The organism is Lederbergia lenta NBRC 16444 (assembly GCF_001591545.1).
Taxonomy (GTDB): domain Bacteria; phylum Bacillota; class Bacilli; order Bacillales; family Bacillaceae_C; genus Lederbergia; species Lederbergia lenta.
This window is the reverse complement of record NZ_BCVC01000008.1, coordinates 55,163-78,499: the sequence shown is the minus strand read 5'-3', so window position 1 is coordinate 78,499 and position 23,337 is coordinate 55,163. Positions and strand designations below refer to the sequence as shown.

Here is a 23,337-nt window from a genome sequence, read left to right as displayed (position 1 = left end):
AAATTCCCCCTTATACTGATACTTTCGTAAGATAAAATTCATGGATCGATTGATAGCCTGAAGCTAATATGCCATTAGTTGTATCAAATACTTCGCTTACCCCTTCATTCAAGAGCATCACCTTATCGCAATACAGTTCAACTTCGTCCATATTATGTGTCGTCAAAATGACCGTTCCTCCCGTTCGCTTATTATAATCGGTGATATAAGTCCAAAGCATATTCCGCATATGAGGATCTAGGCCTGTCGTCGGCTCATCTAAAATGAGCATTTTCGGCTCGGATAAAAAGGCGATTGCCAGACTGACAATTTGTTTCCATCCACCCGACAATTTATCAAAATACTTTTTTCGATGCGGTTGCAATTTAAAGTCGTTGATGATCTGTTCAATATCGATAGACGATTTATAATAGGCTTTGAACAGCTTTAGCAACTCGATGACCTTCAGCGTTTTGTAAAACTGTGTTGGCTGCAGAACGGCTGAGATATCTTTTCGTACGGATTCGAGATCGTTGGGGGATAAGGATCGAAGCTCTTTATCGAATAATAAAACATTTCCATCGTTATAAGGCTTTAACGTCATCAGTATTTCTAAAAACGTTGATTTGCCTGCCCCATTTTTGCCGATGACACCGATGATTTCACCGCCCTCTGCTTTAAAATTAATGCCCCGCAATACTTGATTCGCTCCATATGCCTTTTGTAAATTTTTGACGTGTACAATTTCCATTTGTCTTCCCTCCGTGTTTTGCTTTGTACACTTACTATATTCGTAAAACCCAAGCAGGTCTGCTGTTTATCGATGACCCGTCATATTTTGAAGGTTAGTTGCATAAAAGTACCTGTTAGTTGCATCATACAAATTAACCGGCATTGATTTGCTTTAACGAAAACCTTAAGTAAATCTACTTTTCCTTTAGTGCAATGATTGAATAATGCCGAAGTGGACACCTTCATGCCAGGTAACAAATTAAAGCGAGGCTTCAACCGTAACTAACATTAGTGACGGATAACGAGCACCCCTGTGGCAGATGCCTCTGGAGAGCTCGTTATATATCATCTAAGATAGGGTCCTTCCATTCCAATGTAAAAAAGAGATTCCTATATTAGGAATCTCCCTGCACATTTTGATTAAACTTTTCTTCGATTAATTGAAGAGCTTCTCCTATCTTCATTTCGTTAAGATCTTCTAATTCCTTTTTCAATATTTTATATTCTTCATCCATCCATTTATGGTATTCAGAATTTTTTTCTCTTAAATAGTTATAGCTTTCACTAGTCATTAGTTTTCTATCCTGATATAAATATTGTAATGCTGTTCCAATTTGACTGCCTTCATCCACTCTTTTTCTGTATTCCTTTGATTCATAGACAAAGATATCAAGATCGTTTCTAACCAAATTATGTTTTACATCTGTTTCTTTTTGCTTTTTCCATTCTTCCCAGCCTTTTGCAATTTCCTTCATTTGATCTAACTCGTTTTGCAGACTTTCCGCATTTTGTACGTCTTCGTAAGTACCCTCTGTTACTTTCGCTACTTCTTTTAATTGTTTTTGTCCTTCGTTATCGACATTAAATCCGATGACGTTGACAATAGGCGTAATATCAGACTTGTAAAGCTGTTTGGCAGCGGCTACTGGATCATCATCACAAGTAGAAACCCCATCACTGACCAAATAAATAATATTCGTGTTTTGGTCTCCTTTGAATTCTGCTAAATCTTTTTGAGCCTCGTTGATCGCCAATTGAATCGGCGTCCATCCCGCTGGCTGAGCCTTTTCTAAAGAAGTTTGAAAGCCAGCTTTATTATATTTTCCTATTGAATAGATAAGGTCACTGCTTGCGCATGAACGGGCTTTATCAGCATCACTGCCTGTACCTTCATGACCGTATATTCGAAGCCCAACATTGGCTTCGGCAGGCAGGCCTTCCACGAAATTAGTAATTGCCTTTTTCGCTGCTGCCATTTGTGTTTCTCCACCAAGATCCTTTCTCATACTTCCAGAAGCATCTAGCAGAACAAGTACATTTAAGTTTTCTTTAAATTGCATACGCGGATCTTCAATATCAGGATTACCTATCGCTTGAAAGCGCATTTTGGCGAGCAGTTCCTCAGGACCAATAAAATCATGCTGAAAAACCGCCAATATTTCATTATAATAGTGAGTAAGCTGTGCCTCTGTAGGCTCACCCGAAATATCAGGCAGATTCGCTGTCAATTCATCCAGCTTTTGATGGTCTTCCTTTTGAATGCCAAATAACTGGCGACCTGTATAACCAGGAGGTAAAGCAGCTAATTCAGCTAATGTTTGCGGAAGTGGAGCAGGCTCAATGTCTTGAGGTATCGTGTGTTTTTCAGTCTCTTCCTCGACTCCATTTTCACTCTCATCTTCTCCTTCGGATTCCTTTTCTTTTTCAGACTTCTTTACGTCATCCAGGGTGATGGGCTCATTTGAGACTAGTTTTTTTTCATCATCTGTTTTTTCACTACAGGCAGTAAGGATGAAAATGAAAACAGTCCATAATAAAAAGGGTTTTAGTTTCATAATATCTCCTTATCTCATAAAATAGAAAGTATTATAAAAGATTGTAGCACTATTGGAATTTGATTAAAGGTTTTTCAAACATAAATAGGAAAAAAGGAAAATCCCCTTCAAATTAGGGCATTATCCTCTTTTATGTTCGTTAGCTTTTATTACGATCTTCCGGTACATTTTGTTTAAACTTTTCTTCGAGTAATTGTAATGCTTCATCAATTTTCTTTTCATTAAGCTTTCTTAACTCTTTCTTTAATTTATTATATTCTTCTTCAATCCAGTTGTGGTATTCATTATTTCTTTTCCTTAAATAGTCGTGGCTTGCACCCGACATCAACTTTCGTTGTTGATATAAATATTGTAAGGCCGTGCCAACTTGCCCACCCTCATCTAACCTTTTTCTGTACTCATCTGTTCCATATCCGAAAATATCGAGTGAATTACTTAATTTGTCATGTTCTAAGCTCGTTTCTTTCTGTGTCTTCCACTTCTCCCAGTTTTTCGCTATTTCCTTCATTTGATCTAACTCGTTTTGCAGACTTTCCGCATTTTGTACGTCTTCGTAAGTACCTTCTGTTACTTTTGCTACTTCTTTTAATTGTTTTTGTCCTTCATTGTCCACATTAAATCCGATGACGTTGACAATAGGAGTAATATCGGATTCGTACAGCTGTTTTGCGGCTGTAACAGGATCATCATCACAGGTGGAAACCCCGTCACTAACCAAGTAAATAATATTCGTGTTTTGGTCTCCTTTGAATTCTAATAAATCTTTTTGAGCCTCGTTGATCGCCAGTTGAATCGGCGTCCATCCCGCTGGCTGAGCCTTTTCTAAAGAAGTTTGAAAGCCAGCTTTATTGTATTTTCCTATTGGGTAGATAAGGTCACTGCTTGCACATGAACGGGCTTTATCAGCATCACTGCCTGTACCTTTATGACCGTATATTCGAAGCCCAACATTGGCTTCGGCAGGCAAGCCTTCCACGAAATTAGTAATTGCCTTTTTCGCTGCTCCCATTTGCGTTTCTCCACCAAGATCCTTTCTCATACTTCCTGAAGCATCAAGTAAAACAAGGACATTTAAATTTTCTTTAAACTGCATCCGAGGATCTTCAATATCAGGGTTTCCAATTGCTTGAAAGCGCATTTTGGCAAGCAGCTCCTCTGGACCGTTAAAATCATGCTGAAAAACTGCCAGTATTTCATTATAATAATGATTAAGCTGTGCCTCTGTTGGTTCACCCGAAATATCAGGCAGGTGCGCTGTCAATTCATCCAACTTCGGATGGTCATCCTCATGAATTCCAAAGAGCTGCGGACCTGTATAACCGGGTGGTAAAGCAGCTAATTCAGCTAACGTTTGCGGAAGTGGGGCAGGCTCAATGTCTTGAGGTATCGTGTGTTTTTCAGTCTCTTCCTCGACTCCATTTCCACTCTCAGCTTCTCCTTCCGATTCCTTTTCTTTCTCAGATACCTTTACATCATCTAGGGCAATGGGCTCATTTGGGACTAATTTTTTTTCATCATCTGCTTTTTCACCACAAGCAGTAAGAATGAAAACGAAAACAGTCCATAATAAAAAGGGTTTTAATTTCATAATATCTCCTTATTTCAGCAATTTAGAATGTATTATTGAATATTGTAGCACTATTTGAATTCGCTTAAAGCTTTTCATGTATAAATAGGAAAAAGGTATGGGGATAGTACAAATTTAAAGTGTAATAGTAGTTAAAAGGCGAGGGTTTATTATTAATAAAAGGTGGCTACTTGCTCATCAATGCCAATGGTGACGGTCTTGAAAGAAGCAAATACATATGTAACGGACGAAAAAGGGGAAGAAGTCATAGCCATCGCTCCAGAAAAATAATTCCAATCAATCATCATTAGTACACCTAAGTTGAAATTAAATCAAACCTATACCTTCCATTCGGGTGGAGTCTTAACTGGCGAGCATGAGAATGGCCTATATCAAAATGCAAGTTATGAAAAAGGTCCATTATTAGTTGAATTTCCATTATCCACTGTCATAACTTACCTGAACGAAGATGGTGCTACAGAAGGAATTCCGAATGGTATGATGAACGGAGGACCATTTGGGCGCGAAGCTATGGAAGGAACAGAGCCTTTTAGAAAAGGACTCAATAGTGAACAAACATCCAAAAATAAAGAAGAATAATGACTCAAAAGACGAAGGGATTCATTTCCTCCTTCGTCTATTCGATGTTGAAGATATCCCCCTGTTTATACAATAATTTTCTCTTAATCATCTAACTTCTCAAAAATCCAATCTTACAATTTCTCATGTATCTTCCCCTTCTCAAAACGAGTGAATACAGGAATGTACTGCGCTTTATAATTCAAACCTAATGCAATATTCAATTCAATTTTTCGCAATAAAATACCCCTTCCTGATCAACTTAGAAAGAAGCTGGAAACGTTAATATAACAAAAATATGAACGTTTGGAGAACTGTTGAGCACGACGAACGCCTTTATGACCTTACCTTTTTGTTCTCATTAATCTAGGTTTCTATAGATTGATATATAAGAGAATTAGTCCATGACCTGATTGTTTTTTCAGAATTCCTTTTATACTAAGTTCTATAATTTTTTTAATTATTAAAGTCTGATCACCTTCACTTTCAAAGCCTTTCTATGATAAGGCTTTATCGACAATTTCAAGTAGATGATTCAGTCTTGGTTTCACAACACAAGATGGGGTTGTAAAATTCAATCATATATTATGTGAGTTAGTAGACCCAAAATCAATCCCAGAAATGATATAAGGAATTACTGATTTAATAAATTCTTCTGGTGATATCTCCTTACTATTTCTTCTCCATTCGACAGAAGCCCCGTAAATTGCCCAACTTAACATGACAGCAGTAACTTTTAGAGCTTGCTCATCTTCAGTTGGATATTGTTTTAACAACCTTTTATAAAAAATGATTTCAAGCTGTTCTCTAATAATACGCGCAATGGTATCTTCGTAGCCTCTGTGACAACGATTGGATAATGACTTTTGAAAATTTGTGATCGCTTTGAAAATGTTAACCAACGCTTCTTCATTTAATTCGTTACTTTGGTAGTAATCAGAATCTAAATTAACTAATAATACTTCTGATAACACCTTTTCCAATAAGTCATATATATCCTCAAAATGATAATAGAATGTGGCACGATTAATTATAGCCTCAGCTGTAATATCCTTAACGGTAATATCCTTAAATTCTTTTTTACTTGAAAGTTCCATAAAAGAATCCATGATTAATTTGCGAGTACGTTGAACTCGGGGGTCGATCTTTGATTGAGTCATTTGTTACCACTCCTACTTTTTAAACAATTTCTTAAATGTGTTGTATAAACGACAAATCCACAGAACTATTGGTGTTGATTAAGTTCATTATGGCTTAAAATTCAATTATAAAGCAAATATTGTATTGTCTCTTTGAAAAATAAAGCAAAAATAAGACGAAACAATCTTAGGAGGAAAAGACATGGTTAAAATTGGTATCATCACTGGAAGTATAAGAGATTCAAGGGTAAATATACAAGTGGCAGAATGGGTAAAATCAATTGCAGATCAAAGAACGGATGCTGAATTTGAGTTGGTAGATATTAAAGATTACAGCCTACCAAAATTTAATGAACCCATTCCTGCAATTATGTCCCAGGACTATCAAGTACCAGAAGCGAAAGTTTGGTCTAAAAAAATTAGTGAACTAGATGGTTTTATTTTTGTAACCCCAGAATACAACAAAGCCATCACGTCGGGGCTAAAAGATGCTATCGATTATTTATATGTTGAGTGGAATAATAAAGCCGCAGGAATTGTAAGTTATGGTTCTACACTTGGTGTTACAGCAGCTAACAATTTGCGATTAATTCTAACTGTACCAAAGGTTGCGACAGTAGCCACTCAACCTGCACTCAGTCTTTTTACTGATTTTGAAGAAATGAGAACCTTTAAACCAGCACCGTTTCATGAAGAAACTGTTCAAACAATGTTGAATGAGGTCATAGATTGGTCTACAGCATTGAAAACAATCAGATAACTATCTTAAAAAATAATCTAAGCGAGATATAGAGGCTTTCTTCTTTTTCTTCGCTTATTTTATAGAGGAGGAACATTGAATTGAATAACAATAATAATATGATTTGTGATTTAGAAACAGGTGTCTGTGGAGTAGCTGGAGAAGAGGAAATAGAGGTGATTGATTTTAATCAACCAAAAAAAACGATTAATCTTTATTATGTGACTGATCCGATTTGTTCTCATTGCTGGGCAATTGAACCTGTGCTCCGTCGTTTTGTAGAGCAGTATGGTGATTATTTTAATTTTCATACGGTTATGGGTGGTTTGTTAGAGAAATGGCATGACGGACCAATCGACCCTGCAAATGGCATTTATAAACCAGCTGATGTCGCTGGCCACTGGAGAGAAGTTGGAGAATATTCAAGGATGCCAATTGACGGTACTTTAATGATTGATAATCCAGTTCAATCGTCCTATCCACCCTCCCGTGTGTTTAAAGTAATTCAAAAAAATCATAATGATGCTACAGCATTTGAATATTTGCGCCGTGCAAGGGAAGCCCTTTTCGCATTTAATCAAAATATTGCAGATAAATCCGTTATGATTGAAATCGTAAATAAACTTGGTCTTGATGGAGAAACCATTGTTAATGAAGCTGAAAAACCAATCGGACAACAATTATTGAATGAAGATTTTAATCTTACTAGAAGCTTAGGTGCCAGAGGTTTTCCTACCATTATTATGATTAATGCGGAAAATAAAGGTGTGAAAATTGTTGGTGGCCGTCCGTTTGAATACTATGTTGACGGATTAAAACAAGTTTTAAATTTGGAAGAACTACAACCAAAACAACAACCATCTCTTACTACCTTGCTTGAAAAAGAAAAACTTCTATTTTCCAAAGAAATTGAAGTAATGTACGATGTTGAACAAACAGATGTTCACTCTTTTATTGAAAAGGAACTTTCACAAGATCGTTATCAGGCGAAGGAAATCCTAGGGGAATTTTACTTTACAACTACTAAATAAACAAGGGAGGAAGACCATGACATACCTATTACAGGTAGATTTTAAAATGAATGGACCATTCGGCGATGAAATGGCGGAGGCCTTTACTGATTTAGCAAAGAGTATTAATGAAGAAGATGGATTTATGTGGAAAGTTTGGACGGAAAATCCCGAAACAAATGAAGCCGGTGGAATTTACATGTTCGAAACAAAAGAAACAGCTGAAAAATATTTAAATATGCACTCTAAAAGATTATCTGGCTTTGGAGTTACAGACTTAAACGCAAAAATCTTTGCTATCAATTCTAAACTTACTGCGATCAATAAGGGACCGATAAATTAAATAAAAAAAATGAAATTACTTACCACACTTCTTTATAGTATTTTTACAACAATGTATTATTGCAGATGATCACAATTAGTCATTCTCAGAAAATAATTACAATCAATTTACCTTCACTAACTTTCCTACACACAAAAACAGGCTATTTTAAAATAGCCTGTTTTTGTTGATATATCAATATTTTTATTAAGATTAACGTTTTGAGAAATATACAGGTGAAGTCTAAGCGTACCTAATCCGTTAAAATCCTTTTATATCAACATTTCGGGATTTGTTATATGCATGAAAATGTATGAAAAAGGATTCGATTTGATGTTACTAGAACCAATTTGAACCAAAAATAATGGATGTTAGTTGAATACACTTTACTAATAAAAATTTATCCTTATTTCTAGTTTAAAACATTCACATTTTATTTAGTTACTCCTATAAAATATTTACTAAATATTCTTTTTAACTTACACTATATTTTATTTTCCACTTTTTTCACACATGGAATGGTAGTATATTTTCTGTAAATCAAATAACTTCGATATACTTCCTTGTATAAAATAGTGTATTAATAAACTATACTTTATATTATTTCAGCATAATATTGATTATTTATGACACCAAACTTTACTTGTGAAGGAAATACATTACTACCTATACTTGAAAAACCTACACAATCAATAGTCCAATTTAATAATTCTAAGGGCAACAGATAACATTCTACTTGATTATTATCTTCTACTGTTATATTAGGTTGTTCCATTTTGCCAAAAAAACCCACCGATAGAACATTATATATTCTTCCAGATTCCGTACTAGGTATTTCCAAAAAATCATGTTTAGTCCAATCTATATAGCATTTTGCGCCTCTTTGATTATAAAAGATTCCATCATTTTCAGTTATCGGATTTATTGGCAGTTTAAAACTCATAGTAGAAAAGTAATCTTCTAAGGTAGTAATTACTAATGTATTATAAAACTCAGGATGCCTTTCTAAACTAGTTTCTCTATAATCTTGAAAGCTCTCATATCTGTTAAAATAGTTTAACAAGGATAAAAATTGTACGAGGTTGTCTGCATATATCCCTGAGTAAGACTTAAACCAAGAATTATTCATTTGTGTTATTATTTTATACATTTTTTTATACAGTACAAATTGATTGCTATTTATACTAAACCACTCTTTTGACAATAACTTCTTAGATGTAGCTTCTTTTATATTTTTATAAGCTAAGTCTTCTTCTAGCATTTTAATAAACTTGGAGATAATACCAGCTAGCATATCAGCTATTTGTATACCAATGTGATTTTGTGAATCATCTTCAATGACATTCTTAATGTTCATTTTCCTTGCGGCAACTAAAGTTTTGCTATCTTCATTTTTATTTCCTTCTTTATCTAAAATAAGTTGATATTTTTTGATTCCGTTCTCATCTATATATTTCTTAAAACCATCAAAAGAAATTGTATATTCCCAATCAATCTTAAAATCTTTATTGCAATCATCTAAAATAACTACCAAATCATTGAACATGCTATTTTCTTTTTCTTTGAGAATAATATTGGAGTTATTTACTTTTATTCGCTCCTGAAAAAATTTTTTTAGCTCTCCTATAATATCTCCATCATTATAAATTGCTTCAATTACGTTTTACGGATTGTAAAGGGAAACCGATTTAGAAATCGAATATCTCAATTTATCCATATCTATCAATAAACTATTCTTATAATCTTTAAAAATTTGATTAGTTACGTATTCAATCTTATTAAGCACAGAAAAATAAAGTAAAATATCTTCATTTATCAAATCTAAGAAATCATTTAAAAACGAAATATTATGCTTGTTAATAGAAGCAAAGCCATTTTTCAATTTTATAGATGTACTTTTAAATTCATTATTAATTAACCTTGATTGGTATTTATCCTTGAATTTATTAAACTCTTGCTCAATATCGCTTTTTCGCCCATTCGCGTAACCAATAATTACAGCTATAAAATTATTAGAGTAGTTACCAGCTTGGATCGTTTTTTGATTAATTTTCCTACTATGCTCAGATTCATCATAGTAAAATGTGTAACCTTTCTGATTTTCATTTCCAGTAATGTTCATTCACTCCTCCCCTTCAAATCTGTCACTGATAAAGACGGTACTAGATTGAAATCTTAACGGATTCCTCAATAGTTTCTGTAAAGTCAGATAAATCCCCCCATAAATTTGTAAGCAATACATCGTCACTGTTAGGACGTATATTTTCCTCTTTTGGTATTTTGACAAAGACTGGAACTTGCATGGCATTGCCCGTTATAATTACTTCACCTTTACCTAAACTAGGAATCATTTGATAAGAACTTTTATCAAGCGTTGGCATAGTATTCTCTAGCATACGCAAATCTTTCTCATTTACAAGACGATGTATAAGATAATTATGTGTTTGTGATAAAATAGTTGGTGAAATATCCGCAGGACGTTGACTTGCAAGCGTCAAAAAACAGCCAAACTTTCTACCTTCTTTAATAATCTCTTCAAACACTGATAAACGATAATCTTGCCAATCATCACCATTGTTTCTATACTCAGCATTTAAAATATTATGAGCTTCATCGATAATCAAATGTCTTGTTTGATTGATACTTTGACCCGCAACCTTAAATCTATGTTCATCATAAATCATTTTTGATATCAGCATAGGTATTAAACGAGTGATTTCTTGATTTGCATGCACAAGTGAGATTATATTCATTGTCTTGTATTTCCCTGAAATATCATCATAAACTTCAATAACCTTTTCTAGACTATCAAATGATGTTCTTATCCGATTAAATAATGGATTTATATGTTCAATATTTGCAGACTTCCATGCAGAAACATAAACTTTTTGAAACTGAAGAAAGTAGTTAAGCCTTTGAATTGGAGTAGCACTATTAAATAAAGCAGTGAGTTCTCTATTCAAATCATCAAGTTTAAGTTCTTCTTTTCCTTGTTGAGTAATTTGCCCATTTTCAAGAATCATTACTCCCGTTGCTGACTTTATCTCCAAATTACCAAAATGATTTTTTATAAGATTATCTTCAAGCCCTTGAAAGTAACTTTTTTCAACACCTAGACTTTCAGCTGCTGATATCCAATTATCAAGTGCGTCACCAGCCACACTTTTAGTACCCCTAATGATTGATATTAATAACCCAATCTCTAGTTTTGCAAAGCTATCTACATCCTGTACTTTCTCTTTATAAGTCTTTAGCGCTGTTCGTAAAAATGGTACCTGAGTTGCTGGTCGAGCATCAAATAATATTGCTAAAATGTCAGCATCAAATAAATAATCTTTTTTCACTGGCAATTTCCGACCTTGCCCCTCATTTCTAGTATTAATTTCAAAAATTTCTTTATGTTCATTTTTCACACCAAACATATCTGAACCTGTATATTCCCCGTTAAAGTCTATAATAAAAAATTGTGACTTTTGAGTAATTTGCTGAAAATATTCAGATCTAAAAAGTTCTAAATATAATTTATGTAACGTATTTGATTTCCCACTACCAGTATTACCAAAAATCCCTATATGTGATGCGAAAAAATTATTGATAGATAGTTTTATTGGTTGCCTTTCTAGGATTGATTCTCCAATAGTGAGCGTTGATTCGGTACTATCAATTGCATAAATAATTCTAAGTTCTTCCTTCGTAGTTAAAGTTACTTCATTACCAATCATCGGAACATACTGACTAGTAACTTCAAATTTATCTCCGCATATTACTCCTTTAACTTTTAGGGTTATTATACGATTAATAGAATTCTTAGTATATCGATTATCGAATTCAGTACTTCTAATCGTATTTTGTTGATCTATAATCTTTTCAGTCGAAACTGTTGCAATAATTTTAACTTCATTTTGATTAATAGTTAGAAATGCACCTATTTTAGGGCCTGTCAAAACATCTCCATACCATATGAAATCAGCGTCATTAGACATATGGTACATACCGACCTGTGATACATCCCCTTCAACTCCTACAATCACACCTAATCTTTTACTATGCTTTATCATCCTTGGATTCCTCCAATTTCATACCATTTAATATATTTGTTAGGTTAGATAAAGTAAAACTAAGCCATTCTATATCGTGTTCATTGTCAATATTTTTATTAACATAAGCTTCATCGAAATTTTCAGGTGTCAAAATTATAAAATTCGATCTTTCGCTTTCAAAATTTAAATTATTTAAGAAAATTTCACTGTCACTATCGGTGAATCCAAATACATACACCATTAGTTCAGGATTCTGTACTGCGCGTTTAACCATTTTTGCAATATGTTTATCTTGAAAAGAGAATCCTATAACAAATAAAACTGATTGCGGTTTATCTAACTCCATTTGAAAAATACGCAACATTTCATGAAAATGATTACTTTCAAAAGTGGTTGATGCTTCATATCCATCAGGTATAACAATAACGGGTTCATCAACTACTTCATTTTTTATTAAAATGTTTTCATTATGTTTTTCCCAATTCATTGATCCATGTGGCTTTATCAATGTTATCGATGGGATTTCATTAATATAATTATCATTTAATCCCTTATAGGAAACTGTTCGATTATAATTTGAGCTGTCTAAATAGCGATCAAAATATCCACTAGCCCCATCATTAAATACCAACTTATACTTTTTTAAAATCTGATCAGTTGCTTTTTCAATATACAAATCATAATTAGTTGTAAAAATATTTACATTTTTCGGCACCTGTCGCGAGTTAGATAAATTTAATATTGAAACAACGCTCTCTATAAATTTTTGATAACTACACAAAACAGTATTAATATTTTCATCAGCTAATTCACAGTTATTTTTTGTTAATAACTTTTTACTAACTTCCTGAACTCGTTCAAATAACTGCTCATTAGCCGACTTTCCGAATATATCATGAAACGATCCCATTAACGGAATAGCAGGTACTGATACTCCAGACCCTAAAAGAAAATTAAGTTGTTTTGTGATTGCTAGGTTTCTTAATTGTTTTACAATATCCTTGCTCATCCTCATACTCCCATCTAATTATTTTGTCTGTATTTAGAATTGCTTCACAGATTTTTTAATATCCCAAATTGAAACTATAAAAAAGGCATCAACATTTCTGCCGATGCTTGAATTTCATTAATTTTTGATAATTTAACTGAGGTAAATCAAAATGAAAGATGTTAGTTGAATACATTTAAAATAATAAAATAATATTCTCTATATATATAGATTCACTTTAATTACTCACTAAGAGAAGGCACTTTCCATCATAGCTTCTTCCATTAAATGAGTCATAATAACTTCTGTTTTTAAATTAAACATATCCTTATCATAACTATCTGGTAATGTTTCATCTAATATTTTTTCAATTTCAAATTTAACAGCCTTCCTCGGTTGTTCATCTTTGTACCAATCAATAACGTTAGTTTTGCTTTGTTCATTTCTAATTGATTCATATAACTTTTTCGCAGATAATTTAACTTTTTCTTCTTCTTTCTTCGTTAATTTATCCTTTTTTAAAAGATCATAGATTTCTAGCTCTTCTTCAATCAAACCTTCTCTTACATGACGTTCATCTTCTTGTTTCAAATTATCTACAAAATCAACTAAGTCCTCGTAATAATCTTCATTTGTTGAATTCCCAGCATTATACCGATTTATCAACTCTTGGTATCTTTCTACAAAGTTAATTCGTGTTTTATTATCTTGTAAGAGCTTGTCTAATTTATCTTCAATAAATATTCTTAATTCCTGAATTTCAATATTTTTGTATTGAGATTCTTTTATTGTTTTTCTAACATCTTCTGTATTTATCTCAGATAAATTTAATGTCTTCATTTTTGTAACTTCATATTTGTTGTCTCCTGCATCTTCATGAACATATGTTGATTTAACACTCAAATCTAATGTTCTACTCAATGCTACTTTTGCACTTTCGATACTTTCTTCTCTAGCGGATGCTTTAATCATGTCACCCAGATACAATATGACAGATAAATATTTATTTTCCCAATCAAACTCAAATATTTCTGGCTTACAAGCTTCATAGATATTTTTACATAGATTTACATAGATATTAAACTCTTCAAAGTATTCATCCTTTTCTAGTAATATATCTGTATATTGCTGAAAAAGTTCAATTTGATCAAAGGTTTCATTTCTATGCAGGATTCTATCTAAATGGATGTTTAATTCCCTACAAAAAACTCTTGTTTCTTCAATGACATTATCTAGCAATTCAATTTGTGCTTGAATATTTTTCACAGGCATCTCGTCAGCATTATCTGGGTTTGCATAATCACCAAGCGCTTGTTGCATATATTTAAATAAGTTCAAATAATCAACTATTAACCCTGAATTCTTGCCAGGAAATACTCTATTAATTCGTGCAATAGTCTGCATCAACGTATGACTTTTCATAGGTTTATCTAAATAAATTGTTGACACACTTGGCGCATCAAAGCCTGTTAACCACATCGCACAAACAAAGACTAAAGATAATGGATTGTTCGGATCTTTGAAGTTATCCTCAATGTCATGGCCATTTTCATCGATATGATTCATCCGTTCACGATGTTTTTTAATCTCTAATCCTTCATTTTTAAACCTTTGATCTTCATCACCATCTTCACTAACAACAACAGCCATCTCTATTTGTTGCATGTATTTAATTTGGCGATTAATTCGTTCTCTATCTTCTTTTGAACGAGCGTTAGAACGTTCTTGATATAACTCTTTTAACTTCTCATTCCAATAATATTGTACTTTGTTATACATTCTGACAGTAGTAAATTTATCTACTGATACTACCATTGCTTTTCCTAAATATCCCCTGTTAGGGAAGTGTTCAACAATATCTTGTGCAACTATATTTAAACGATCATCACGCTTCAGTACTTCATTTGTTTTAGAATAATAATCTGATAACCTTTTTTCTTCCTCTGGTGACAAGTTTTCATTTTCGATTATTTCTAGATAATCATCTTCTAAAAAATTATTTGTTAGCCATACTTCAGGGACTCTTCTTGAGTAATATAAAGGAACAGTTGAACCATCTTCAATGGATTGTGCAAAGTTATATTCACTAACATAATCACCAAACCATTGATTTGTGAACCTTTTAGATCCTAGTAATGGCGTTCCTGTAAAAGCCATATATTGAGCATTCGGTAGAGCTGTTCTCATATTTTCCGCTAATGATTTATATTGTGTACGATGTGCTTCGTCTACAATAACAACAATGTCATCTCGATCGGATAACACTGGATATTTTTTTCCCTTGTCATAGCGAAACTTTTGTATCAGAGTAAATAGGAAGGCTTTATTCGTTTGTAAATCTTTTCTTAAAGCTGCACCATTTTTAGGGTTAGCCGACTCTTCTTCTGTTACTGTTTCTGTTCTTAAGAAGTTTTTGTAAAGCTGATCGTCCAAGTCTTGCCTGTCTGTAACTATTAAAAACGTGAAATTTCCTGTCATTTTTCTATTAATCTTATTAATAAACATTGCCATTGAATAAGACTTGCCGCTACCTTGTGTATGCCAAAACACACCTAGTTTACCATTTAACTTTTTACGATTTTTAAATGATTCAATACCATTATTAACACCCAGGAACTGATGGTTTTTAGCTAAAATTTTTATTCGTTTATTTTCAAAAAGAATAAAATTTTCAACATAGTCTAGTAAAGTTTCACGCTTCAAGAGATTATCTAACAAATACTGAATACTTGTGCCTTCTGAACGTATTTGTGATCGATTTAATTTATCGTCCTCTGTTGAACGTAGCCATTCAAAAAAGTGACTGTAGTTCGCTGTAAAACTTCCTACTCTTGTTTCAGATGCGTTTGATAGCACACATAATTGGTTAAAGTGAAATAATTGAGGGATATCACGAATATAATCTTGTAAATTTTTATCGTATGCCGTTTTTAATTTAACATCTGAATTTTTCAGCTCATTAAACACAAGTGGTAATCCATTTACGAATAAAAGTAAATCTGGTCTACGATGTTGGGTTTCCCCTTTAATCCACATTTGAGAAACAATTGTAAACGTATTTTTTGATGCATTATTAAAGTCAATAATACGAACTGTTTCATATTGCTTCTTACCGTCTTTTTCGAACTCTACTTTAATACCATTTTTTAATTGTTTATATCTTTCATAGTTAACAACTTCTAGTTCTTTATCTGTAAAAGGAAGTTTAAAATCCTCTACAATTTGTTTAAAAAAGCGGTCAGGTATATGTGGATTTAATCTTTGCAAACTTTCATAGAGCACTTGTGATAATACTACTTCTTGTATGTTGGAACGACCTGTTCCATCATTTTCATGTTCTAAAACATTTAATGAAGCAAACACTTTATCCGCACTAATATTTGCATTAATAAATTCATAGTAATTATTTTCAGATAATACTTTTATACAAGCTTGTTCTATCATAAATTCAGTGATTATCTTCCTCACACTATTCCCCTCCTTTACTTCACCTCAATCGTACCATTCATCAAACGTGGTAAAAGAAGATCACGCTGTTTTTTTAGGTTTTCGTTTTTCCTTCCTAATTTTTGTTTTTCAATGTACATATTATATGTTAATTCAAAAAATTGCTTCATTATGTCTACTGTTGGTAATAAAACTTGATGATGTTTTTTAAAGTTAGTAAAACCAAAGTTAGATATTCCAGTTGACTGTACCTCGAAGATTGACAAGGTTTCAGTTTTATATGCATAATTTAAATAATGATTAAAATACCATGATAGGTATTTTTCATCTATTCTAATTACCTTACAAAAACTTGCACAAATTACATCTTCATCATACATTGATAATGTTTCATTAGTAATATAGTATGTTCTTCCTAGCCTTTGATCTTTACTTCCCCCTGAAGCCTCGAATATTATATCTGAAGATCGTAATCTTCTGTTTGTTAGTTGGCTATCTTTATGAAATCTTAATAGTTCATAATTAATTTCACCATACTTCATGTTAGGTATATCTGTACCTCTTATAACATAGGCCTCTTTCGTAGAATCTTCTTCTGGTGATTCTGTACCCCAACCACCACCAATATCAAATGATATTATTTCACCAACCTTTTTTACATCCCATTCCTTTGGTATTCCTTTATCAAACTCCGCATTTTCATACCCTGGAAATCTCATTCGTACAAACCATTCTTTATAGATTTCTTCTGCTGTTTGTTCTAAGATTTCAATCCTACGATTATTGTTTTCGATTAATTTATCGTATGTTGAAAGAACGTTTGCTATTTTTTCCTGTGTTTTTATATCGGGAATTTTTATTTTCAATAAGTTAATATGATTTCTGTTTAATGTCGGGACTCCCGCCCCTGAATTAAACTGTTCCAATCCCATTGTCTGCAAAAAATAATATATAAAATTAATATTATTCCCTTTAGAATCAGTTACATATAAAGTAGTGTTTAATGGCCATGCTTTATCGTAGATGATTTGTACTTGTCCTATGGAACCTGAGCGCCCAACCGTTACTACAGGCGGTTCCACTTTATATTCGTCATGATACCCTCGTATATTAGTCGAGGCAATAACTGGATAATTTCCATCTTTACTTTTATGGTGTGGTAAATCATATCCCCTTTTCAAGGCGACAAAGTCTTTGAATTTGATAGTTTCCCATTTATTCATACTCAATCACCAAACTAGATAAATTCTTTTGGATTTGCACTTCCAGTTCTTTTACTTCTTCATTTAATTGTTTAAACTCATCATTTAAACTAGATAAATTTTGTTTAAATTGCTCTGCTGTCATGCCATCATCTTCTATAACAACTCCAACATACCTTCCAGGGTTTAATGAATAATCTTGTTCAATAATGCCAGCTTCACCATCAAGTGTAGCTACCTTACACAAGCCAATTACATCTTGATATTTACCATCTGGAAAACGTTCCAATAACCAATCAATTTGTTTTTGGAAGTACTTTTTATCCTTTTCTGAAGTTGCAATATCTCTATTTCCCTCATAATCTTTAATAAGTGCATAGAAACTTTCGCTATCTTCTTCATATAAGCGATTAATAATTGCTAAGTTTTTTATTTGTTCATCAGAAAACTTTCTTAAAGTGCGATCTACTTGCGTAAATATAGTTCGTGCATCTATAAATAGTATTTCATCTTCCTTTTTCTTTTGCTTATCAAAGAACCATAGTGTTGCCGGTAATGTAACTGTACTGAACATATTTGAAGGAAGTGCAACCATTTGCGAAACAATACCATCTTCTATTAATGCTTTACGGATTTCTTTTTCGCTATGCCCTGCGTCTGAAGCCGAGTTTGCCATAACAAGTGCTGCTTTTCCTGTTTTATTTAAAGCAGTCGCAAATTGGTTAATCCATAAATAGTTTGCATTTGGTACTTTGGACTTTTTTCCTTTTGTTTGTGGTACACCGTATTTATTAAACCTCTTCTGATCCTTCACCAAATCTAATTCCACATTATCTACATTAAAAGGTGGGTTTGCTAACACATAATCAAAATTTCCATAGGAATCATACGGGTCAGTATAATATGAGTTTGCCTCTGTTATTTCACCACGTATATTGTTTAAAAATAAGTTCATTTTTGCTAATTTAACAGTCTCACCAGTTCTTTCGACACCGTAAGCTCTTAAATTTAAAGGTTGTCCACCATTTTTCTCTTTATGTGCTTGTGCATAATGTGCTGTTTGAACGAACATTCCTCCAGATCCGCAAGCAGGATCTAAAACTTTACCTTCTGATGGTTGCAATACTTCAACCATATAGCGTACAACCGTTCTTGGTGTGTAGAACTCTCCTCCACCTTGACCTTCGGCTAATGCGAAATTCCCTAAAAAGTATTCATATACTTCACCAAAAATATCGTTTTTTAAATCTGTCGGAATATCGTTAAAGTTTCTCAATAGTCTATTTAAAATTTTATTATTAACATCGGCACCTAAATCATGGTAATTATCCTTTGGTAATACGCCAGCAAATTCGGGCGAAAACTTTTCTATACCTTCCATTGCTTCTTTTATTTTATTAGCAATATCCTCTTCTTCACTTAAATTTAGTAAATAGGAGTAACGCGACTGTTCTGGTAAATAAAACCCACATTTTTCAATTGCAATTTCTTCTATTTTCTTTTCACGTCTTCCACCTTTTAATGCTTCATATTCTTTTACAATCTCATCTTTGAATTGTCCGTATTTAGCATCCGCGAACTTTAAAAATATTAACCCCAATATAGGAGTCGAATATGCAGATGCTTTTAAACCTGAATTTGCACGTAATTCATCGGCTACTTCCCATAAATTTTTCTTTAAGTCATTCAATTCCTGATTCAATGAAAACTCTCCCTACAGTTTATTCTAATATCTCATTTATCTTTTGAATTATTTATAGTTTAGATCCTTTATTCTCATACTTTCTCCCTATATTCTACCATAAAACAGCTCATCATTTTCATTCATTAGCTATTACATGTAGCATCTTGAAGAAAAAAAGAAAGCTATTTCTCCCTTTTAAATATAGCCTCTTTCTTTAAGGCTAGTAAAACTGTTGTCACTATTTACTACTAGGTGATCGAGTAGTTCGATGCCTAGTAGCTTTCCAGCATCGACTAATCTCTTTGTAACGTTAATGTCTTCCATCGATGATGTTATGTCACCACTTGGATGCTGATGCGCAACAATTACACTTGCTGCGTTATTAAGTATTGCTGATTTAAACACCTCGCGTGGATGAACGAGTGAGGCATTCAATGAACCAACATGACAACGATGTACCGCGATAACATTATTTTTCGTATTTAAACACATAACAAAAAACACTTCACGATCATCACGACTAATAAAGCGAGACGCTATCTTCGCTCCGTCTTCCGGACTACGAATGATATAATAAACACCTGGTTCTGCCTCTCGAATAATTTGTTCAATGCGAACTACTTCTAAAATGATTTCCATTTAGATCAACCTCTCTATAATTTTTTATGACTTTTTGGTCACCATAGAGAGAATCTTTGCATCGATTAATGTCAAGTGGCGTAAGTAGCAAAGCTATCGAGTGATTCGTATATGTTTTGGGGAAGCCCAATGAATTAGTGTGCGTTAAAAGCGCTAAATGCTTTCTTACGCACACTTATCCTACTTGGCTGACTCATAACATCCGAAGAACAAAGACCCTTTATATAATCGATAATGAGTCCTTGCTTTATGGACACATTAGGAGATTACAATTAGGGGAGCTGAAAGGAATTATAAAAATAGCCAAGAATAATTATGACATGATACAAATACTGTTAATGCTTTAATGTGTAAACTCAGAAAAATCTCCATTTTTCATTTCATATATAAAACGATTTTAATCATTTATAGATTGTACATACCAATGAATAATTAGTTTATATTCAATAAGGATGTTCAATAGAATTCTCAATTTCCTTATCCACATACCTATTAAGCAAATGTTGATAAAATAGATAATGTCCATCCATTGTCTTTATAGAAAATCTATCTTTTTCTATAACTGAAAATATAAGTCTTGAAAATTCAGGATCTATGATTATATCATAAAATAATTTGTTATTTATCTCTTTATATTTAAGTTCGGGCTTTATTCTTTTGTTGAATAAATACCCTTCAAAATATTCCATAAATAATCCTTTATGCCGTTTCCACATTTTTTCAAACGCATTTGCAAAGACATAAAAGTTGTGTTTATTTTCTATTAACGCCCCACCAATCATCCCTTTATTTTCAATGAAAGAATATACGATTTCATTAGATCCATTTATTTTACATAGACTACTCATCCTCAAAATATAATAATTTGCAAATTCAAAATCACCCATCAACAATTTAATTAATAAATTAGATATTAACTCTATTCTTAAACTAGGCACTCCTAAAAGATTTTGATACTTTTTATATATTTTTCCACTGGTAAAAAATGGATATTTTTCTTCAACTTTATTTAATCCCTTCATAATCCCCGAAGCACTTATATACCTTTCTTCATTTTCTTTTAAAGTTATCGTTCTATTTTTGTTCCTAAATAAAAAGTCCATAAAAGGGATAATATATTCTTCTTCCTCATCTTTTTCACTATTCATTATTATTGCTAATAAAAATAGTCTTACGTTTTCTTCCCTTTCAATATAATTTCCAAATATTAATTCTTTCGTTTCACATTTCATACAGTTTGAAAATACTTTTATTAGTTCAGCTGTTAGTAAGTAAGGGTTTTTCTTTTTATTAGCTCTTCCATTCTCAATAGAAGACAATCTATATCTGTCAAGACTTATATAATAATCTGAATTTAATTTAGCAGCAAATTGATCTTGGGTCATATCTAAGCTATCCCTATACTTTTTTATTTTTGCTCCTATATTTTTATATAAAAAGGTTTCAAAATTTAACAATACTCGCACCCCTTTTTTGTGGTAGCAAACTCAGCTTAGTTGCCACCTCAAATGTACCACCTCTAATAATAAAAAAACAAATAAAATAGAGTCATAACGTAAAGAAAGAGGGCGATAAAAAACGCATGATCTATTATTATCATTTAGTCCTGGAGGTGTTAAGACAAAAAGCTATGTTCTCACTAATTGTTGTTACAAGCTCATTTAATAGGAGGAATCAGAATGCCAATCGCTAACACTTGGGTTTTTACAGAAACCAAATTCAAAGCAGATGAATTTTTAACAAACACACATAATCTTTATCGATTAGTATCACAACGACCGTTTACAAGTAAGAAAGATCTTAATGAAAGTGGAGTAACTTTAACATTGTTAATTACAAAAGATGATACTGAATATGGAATCGATAAAAAAAGCGGTTTGAAAAGAGACAATAACACTTTAAACACATTTGATGTAACAGTTCTAAATAATAAAACGTCAATTGAAGTACAAAAAGGTGAATATGTACGTCTTATTAATTTCATACCAGAAAAATCTTTTGTTATAGAATTTGATTTAATTCTTAGATTTGAAGATGTGGAGAAAGTAAATGTCAATAAGAAATAGGACAATTAGTACAGTTAGAATCCAAAATGGCATCTACGTATACACTACACTTATCTGCCTTACAATATTTACATTAATTATTTCGATTACTGATAATCTATTAAGTATAGGGGTTGCAAAATACAGTAACCCCTTTTTAATAACTATTATCGTTTCAATAATTATAGTTCAAGCCCTTATTTGGGTGATAAGGAATAAAGGTTATAAAGGGATAAAGTATGCTTTTATCCACTATTCTACTGTACTGAATTTAAGGAAAGCATTTTTAGATTCAAAATACTATAACATTAGATTTCACCTGAATAAAAAAATAGCACAGTTACCAAAAATCAAAATAGAATTTGAAAAAGGATTATCCATCGGTAAGTTATATATAGAAAATATTCATATGGAAAAAGATCTTAGTTCTAGCAATATATCTATTGCTTTAAATAGATATGTTGTAGAGAGATCTTATTTATCTAGAGATGAAAAATATTATATATTTGAAATTTATGATAGTCACATTAACCGTCAGCTTACTTTTGAAAGTTTAGAGGACTTTCAAAAGTATGCATTAAAAACAGATGAACAGCATCTATTCATAGATAAATTCACAAAAATACCTTTGCATAGCTCATTATTTGTTGGGCAAACAGGGTCAGGCAAAACATATGCCCTGTATTCCTTAATTCTTCAAATGCTACTCAAGAAAGAATTATATAATCTTTATTTTGCAGATCCTAAAAACTCGAGTTTATCTGTAATAGGCGAAAAAATAACTGCTCATAACTCAGCTTCAAATTTCAATGAAATTGTAAATTTATTAAAAGGTTTTAACGACTTAATGAATCAATATAAATTCGAATTGAAAGAGAAGCTAGGCACAAAACTTGAAGCTACCTATGCAGATTTTGGATATCCAGCACATGTTTTAATCTTTGATGAATTTGCAAGTTTTCAAACAGAGTTACAGTCAATGGAGAAGAAAAGACGTGATGAAGTAATGTCTTTAATTTCACAAGTAGTTTTACAAGGAAGGCAATTGGGTTTCTTTATCTGGTTTGTTATGCAGAAATCAGATTCAAACTTAATACCAACATATATACGTGAGAATCTTCCAGTAAAGTTCGTGATTGGAAATGCTGAAAGACAAACAAATATAACAGCATTTGGTGCAGGAGTTGATACAAAAGAGAAAGATTTTCAATTAGGGGAAGGGCTTTTCGTATGTCCTTTAGTGGCAAACCAACCGAAACTTTGTCATTTTAGTTATTTGGATTTTAATATACTAGAAGCTGTGAATGATTTAAATGAGTAAGCGGGGGTTATGTAATAACCCCCGCTCCACAAAACAAGAAAATCACAGCTAGTGCGGATGTATCAATGT

The 23,337-nt window shown here is 32.5% G+C and carries 19 protein-coding genes; 6 read left to right on the top strand and 13 right to left on the bottom strand.

Translation table 11 applies throughout. The annotated features are described in order from the left end of the window. Positions 1–10 precede the first annotated feature (10 nt). The 3 genes from BLE01S_RS17570 to BLE01S_RS17560 form a co-directional block, all read right to left on the bottom strand. On the bottom strand, positions 11–730 hold the full coding sequence (locus BLE01S_RS17570; protein WP_066145353.1) for an ABC transporter ATP-binding protein: 720 nt from the start codon (positions 728–730) through the stop codon (positions 11–13). Positions 731–1,106: 376 nt separating this feature from the next. Beyond that, a complete protein-coding gene (locus tag BLE01S_RS17565; protein ID WP_066145351.1) occupies positions 1,107–2,546 on the bottom strand; it encodes a vWA domain-containing protein in 1,440 nt (479 codons plus the stop codon). Positions 2,547–2,685: 139 nt separating this feature from the next. After that, on the bottom strand, positions 2,686–4,134 hold the full coding sequence (locus BLE01S_RS17560; RefSeq protein ID WP_066145349.1) for a vWA domain-containing protein: 1,449 nt from the start codon (positions 4,132–4,134) through the stop codon (positions 2,686–2,688). Positions 4,135–4,434: 300 nt separating this feature from the next. Here BLE01S_RS17560 and BLE01S_RS17555 point away from each other — a divergent pair, with 300 nt between their 5' ends. Beyond that, the gene (locus BLE01S_RS17555) at positions 4,435–4,713 is read left to right on the top strand and encodes a hypothetical protein (protein WP_066145346.1); all 279 of its coding nucleotides are present in this window, start codon (positions 4,435–4,437) and stop codon (positions 4,711–4,713) included. A 557-nt stretch (positions 4,714–5,270) separates the two neighbouring features. Here BLE01S_RS17555 and BLE01S_RS17550 read toward each other — a convergent pair. Further along, on the bottom strand, positions 5,271–5,852 hold the full coding sequence (locus BLE01S_RS17550) for a TetR/AcrR family transcriptional regulator (protein ID WP_066145344.1): 582 nt from the start codon (positions 5,850–5,852) through the stop codon (positions 5,271–5,273). 181 nt (positions 5,853–6,033) lie between these two features. Between BLE01S_RS17550 and BLE01S_RS17545 the strand changes: the two genes are divergently transcribed. The 3 genes from BLE01S_RS17545 (at position 6,034) to BLE01S_RS17535 (ending at position 7,923) form a co-directional block, all read left to right on the top strand. Then, positions 6,034–6,591 (top strand): NADPH-dependent FMN reductase, encoded by a 558-nt coding sequence (locus BLE01S_RS17545; RefSeq protein WP_066145341.1) that lies wholly within the window; start codon positions 6,034–6,036, stop codon positions 6,589–6,591. A 98-nt stretch (positions 6,592–6,689) separates the two neighbouring features. Next, positions 6,690–7,601, top strand: a complete 912-nt coding sequence (locus BLE01S_RS17540) for a DsbA family protein (RefSeq protein WP_066145426.1) — start codon at positions 6,690–6,692, stop codon at positions 7,599–7,601. 16 nt (positions 7,602–7,617) lie between these two features. Then, positions 7,618–7,923, top strand: a complete 306-nt coding sequence (locus BLE01S_RS17535; protein ID WP_066145338.1) for a monooxygenase — start codon at positions 7,618–7,620, stop codon at positions 7,921–7,923. Positions 7,924–8,497: 574 nt separating this feature from the next. Here the strand turns inward: BLE01S_RS17535 and BLE01S_RS17530 are convergent. The 9 genes from BLE01S_RS17530 to BLE01S_RS17490 all read right to left on the bottom strand — a co-directional run bounded on the left by BLE01S_RS17530 (position 8,498) and on the right by BLE01S_RS17490 (position 21,359). After that, positions 8,498–9,496 carry a DUF3800 domain-containing protein gene (locus BLE01S_RS17530; RefSeq protein ID WP_476703235.1) on the bottom strand — a complete coding sequence of 333 codons (999 nt, stop codon included), beginning with the start codon at positions 9,494–9,496 and terminating at the stop codon, positions 8,498–8,500. Between the two features lie 69 nt (positions 9,497–9,565). After that, positions 9,566–10,024 carry a hypothetical protein gene (locus BLE01S_RS17525; protein WP_066145332.1) on the bottom strand — a complete coding sequence of 153 codons (459 nt, stop codon included), beginning with the start codon at positions 10,022–10,024 and terminating at the stop codon, positions 9,566–9,568. 40 nt (positions 10,025–10,064) lie between these two features. Continuing rightward, positions 10,065–11,960 carry an ATP-binding protein gene (locus tag BLE01S_RS17520; RefSeq protein WP_066145329.1) on the bottom strand — a complete coding sequence of 632 codons (1,896 nt, stop codon included), beginning with the start codon at positions 11,958–11,960 and terminating at the stop codon, positions 10,065–10,067. Then, positions 11,947–12,951 (bottom strand): SIR2 family protein, encoded by a 1,005-nt coding sequence (locus BLE01S_RS17515; protein ID WP_066145327.1) that lies wholly within the window; start codon positions 12,949–12,951, stop codon positions 11,947–11,949. Before BLE01S_RS17515 ends, BLE01S_RS17520 begins: the two co-directional genes overlap by 14 nt. A gap of 228 nt (positions 12,952–13,179) precedes the next feature. Further along, positions 13,180–16,398: a type I restriction endonuclease subunit R gene (locus BLE01S_RS17510; RefSeq protein ID WP_111703362.1), complete on the bottom strand. Its 3,219-nt coding sequence runs from the start codon at positions 16,396–16,398 to the stop codon at positions 13,180–13,182. 14 nt (positions 16,399–16,412) lie between these two features. Then, on the bottom strand, positions 16,413–17,600 hold the full coding sequence (locus BLE01S_RS17505) for a restriction endonuclease subunit S (protein WP_066145324.1): 1,188 nt from the start codon (positions 17,598–17,600) through the stop codon (positions 16,413–16,415). Further along, positions 17,593–19,281: a class I SAM-dependent DNA methyltransferase gene (locus tag BLE01S_RS17500; RefSeq protein WP_066145321.1), complete on the bottom strand. Its 1,689-nt coding sequence runs from the start codon at positions 19,279–19,281 to the stop codon at positions 17,593–17,595. Before BLE01S_RS17500 ends, BLE01S_RS17505 begins: the two co-directional genes overlap by 8 nt. Before the next feature lie 177 nt (positions 19,282–19,458). Beyond that, positions 19,459–19,902, bottom strand: coding sequence for a JAB domain-containing protein (locus BLE01S_RS17495; protein ID WP_174521745.1), 444 nt, complete (start codon positions 19,900–19,902; stop codon positions 19,459–19,461). 443 nt (positions 19,903–20,345) lie between these two features. Then, positions 20,346–21,359 (bottom strand): helix-turn-helix domain-containing protein, encoded by a 1,014-nt coding sequence (locus BLE01S_RS17490; RefSeq protein WP_066145319.1) that lies wholly within the window; start codon positions 21,357–21,359, stop codon positions 20,346–20,348. A gap of 222 nt (positions 21,360–21,581) precedes the next feature. Between BLE01S_RS17490 and BLE01S_RS17485 the strand changes: the two genes are divergently transcribed. Next, on the top strand, positions 21,582–21,968 hold the full coding sequence (locus tag BLE01S_RS17485; RefSeq protein ID WP_066145317.1) for a hypothetical protein: 387 nt from the start codon (positions 21,582–21,584) through the stop codon (positions 21,966–21,968). Further along, positions 21,952–23,268 (top strand): hypothetical protein, encoded by a 1,317-nt coding sequence (locus BLE01S_RS17480; RefSeq protein ID WP_197713564.1) that lies wholly within the window; start codon positions 21,952–21,954, stop codon positions 23,266–23,268. The genes BLE01S_RS17485 and BLE01S_RS17480 overlap by 17 nt, the downstream gene beginning before the upstream one ends. The last annotated feature ends 69 nt before the right edge of the window (positions 23,269–23,337 follow it).

Bases quoted from the DNA above. Each gene is read 5' to 3' on its own strand.
- BLE01S_RS17520 (WP_066145329.1), bottom strand. From the start codon at position 11,960: ATGATAAAGCATAGTAAAAGATTAGGTGTGATTGTAGGAGTTGAAGGG.
- BLE01S_RS17545 (WP_066145341.1), top strand. From the start codon at position 6,034: ATGGTTAAAATTGGTATCATCACTGGAAGTATAAGAGATTCAAGGGTA.
- BLE01S_RS17480 (WP_197713564.1), top strand. From the start codon at position 21,952: ATGTCAATAAGAAATAGGACAATTAGTACAGTTAGAATCCAAAATGGC.
- BLE01S_RS17565 (WP_066145351.1), bottom strand. From the start codon at position 2,546: ATGAAACTAAAACCCTTTTTATTATGGACTGTTTTCATTTTCATCCTT.
- BLE01S_RS17560 (WP_066145349.1), bottom strand. From the start codon at position 4,134: ATGAAATTAAAACCCTTTTTATTATGGACTGTTTTCGTTTTCATTCTT.
- BLE01S_RS17495 (WP_174521745.1), bottom strand. From the start codon at position 19,902: ATGGAAATCATTTTAGAAGTAGTTCGCATTGAACAAATTATTCGAGAG.
- BLE01S_RS17505 (WP_066145324.1), bottom strand. From the start codon at position 17,600: ATGAATAAATGGGAAACTATCAAATTCAAAGACTTTGTCGCCTTGAAA.
- BLE01S_RS17540 (WP_066145426.1), top strand. From the start codon at position 6,690: ATGATTTGTGATTTAGAAACAGGTGTCTGTGGAGTAGCTGGAGAAGAG.
- BLE01S_RS17570 (WP_066145353.1), bottom strand. From the start codon at position 730: ATGGAAATTGTACACGTCAAAAATTTACAAAAGGCATATGGAGCGAAT.
- BLE01S_RS17525 (WP_066145332.1), bottom strand. From the start codon at position 10,024: ATGAACATTACTGGAAATGAAAATCAGAAAGGTTACACATTTTACTAT.
- BLE01S_RS17550 (WP_066145344.1), bottom strand. From the start codon at position 5,852: ATGACTCAATCAAAGATCGACCCCCGAGTTCAACGTACTCGCAAATTA.
- BLE01S_RS17485 (WP_066145317.1), top strand. From the start codon at position 21,582: ATGCCAATCGCTAACACTTGGGTTTTTACAGAAACCAAATTCAAAGCA.
- BLE01S_RS17515 (WP_066145327.1), bottom strand. From the start codon at position 12,951: ATGAGCAAGGATATTGTAAAACAATTAAGAAACCTAGCAATCACAAAA.
- BLE01S_RS17535 (WP_066145338.1), top strand. From the start codon at position 7,618: ATGACATACCTATTACAGGTAGATTTTAAAATGAATGGACCATTCGGC.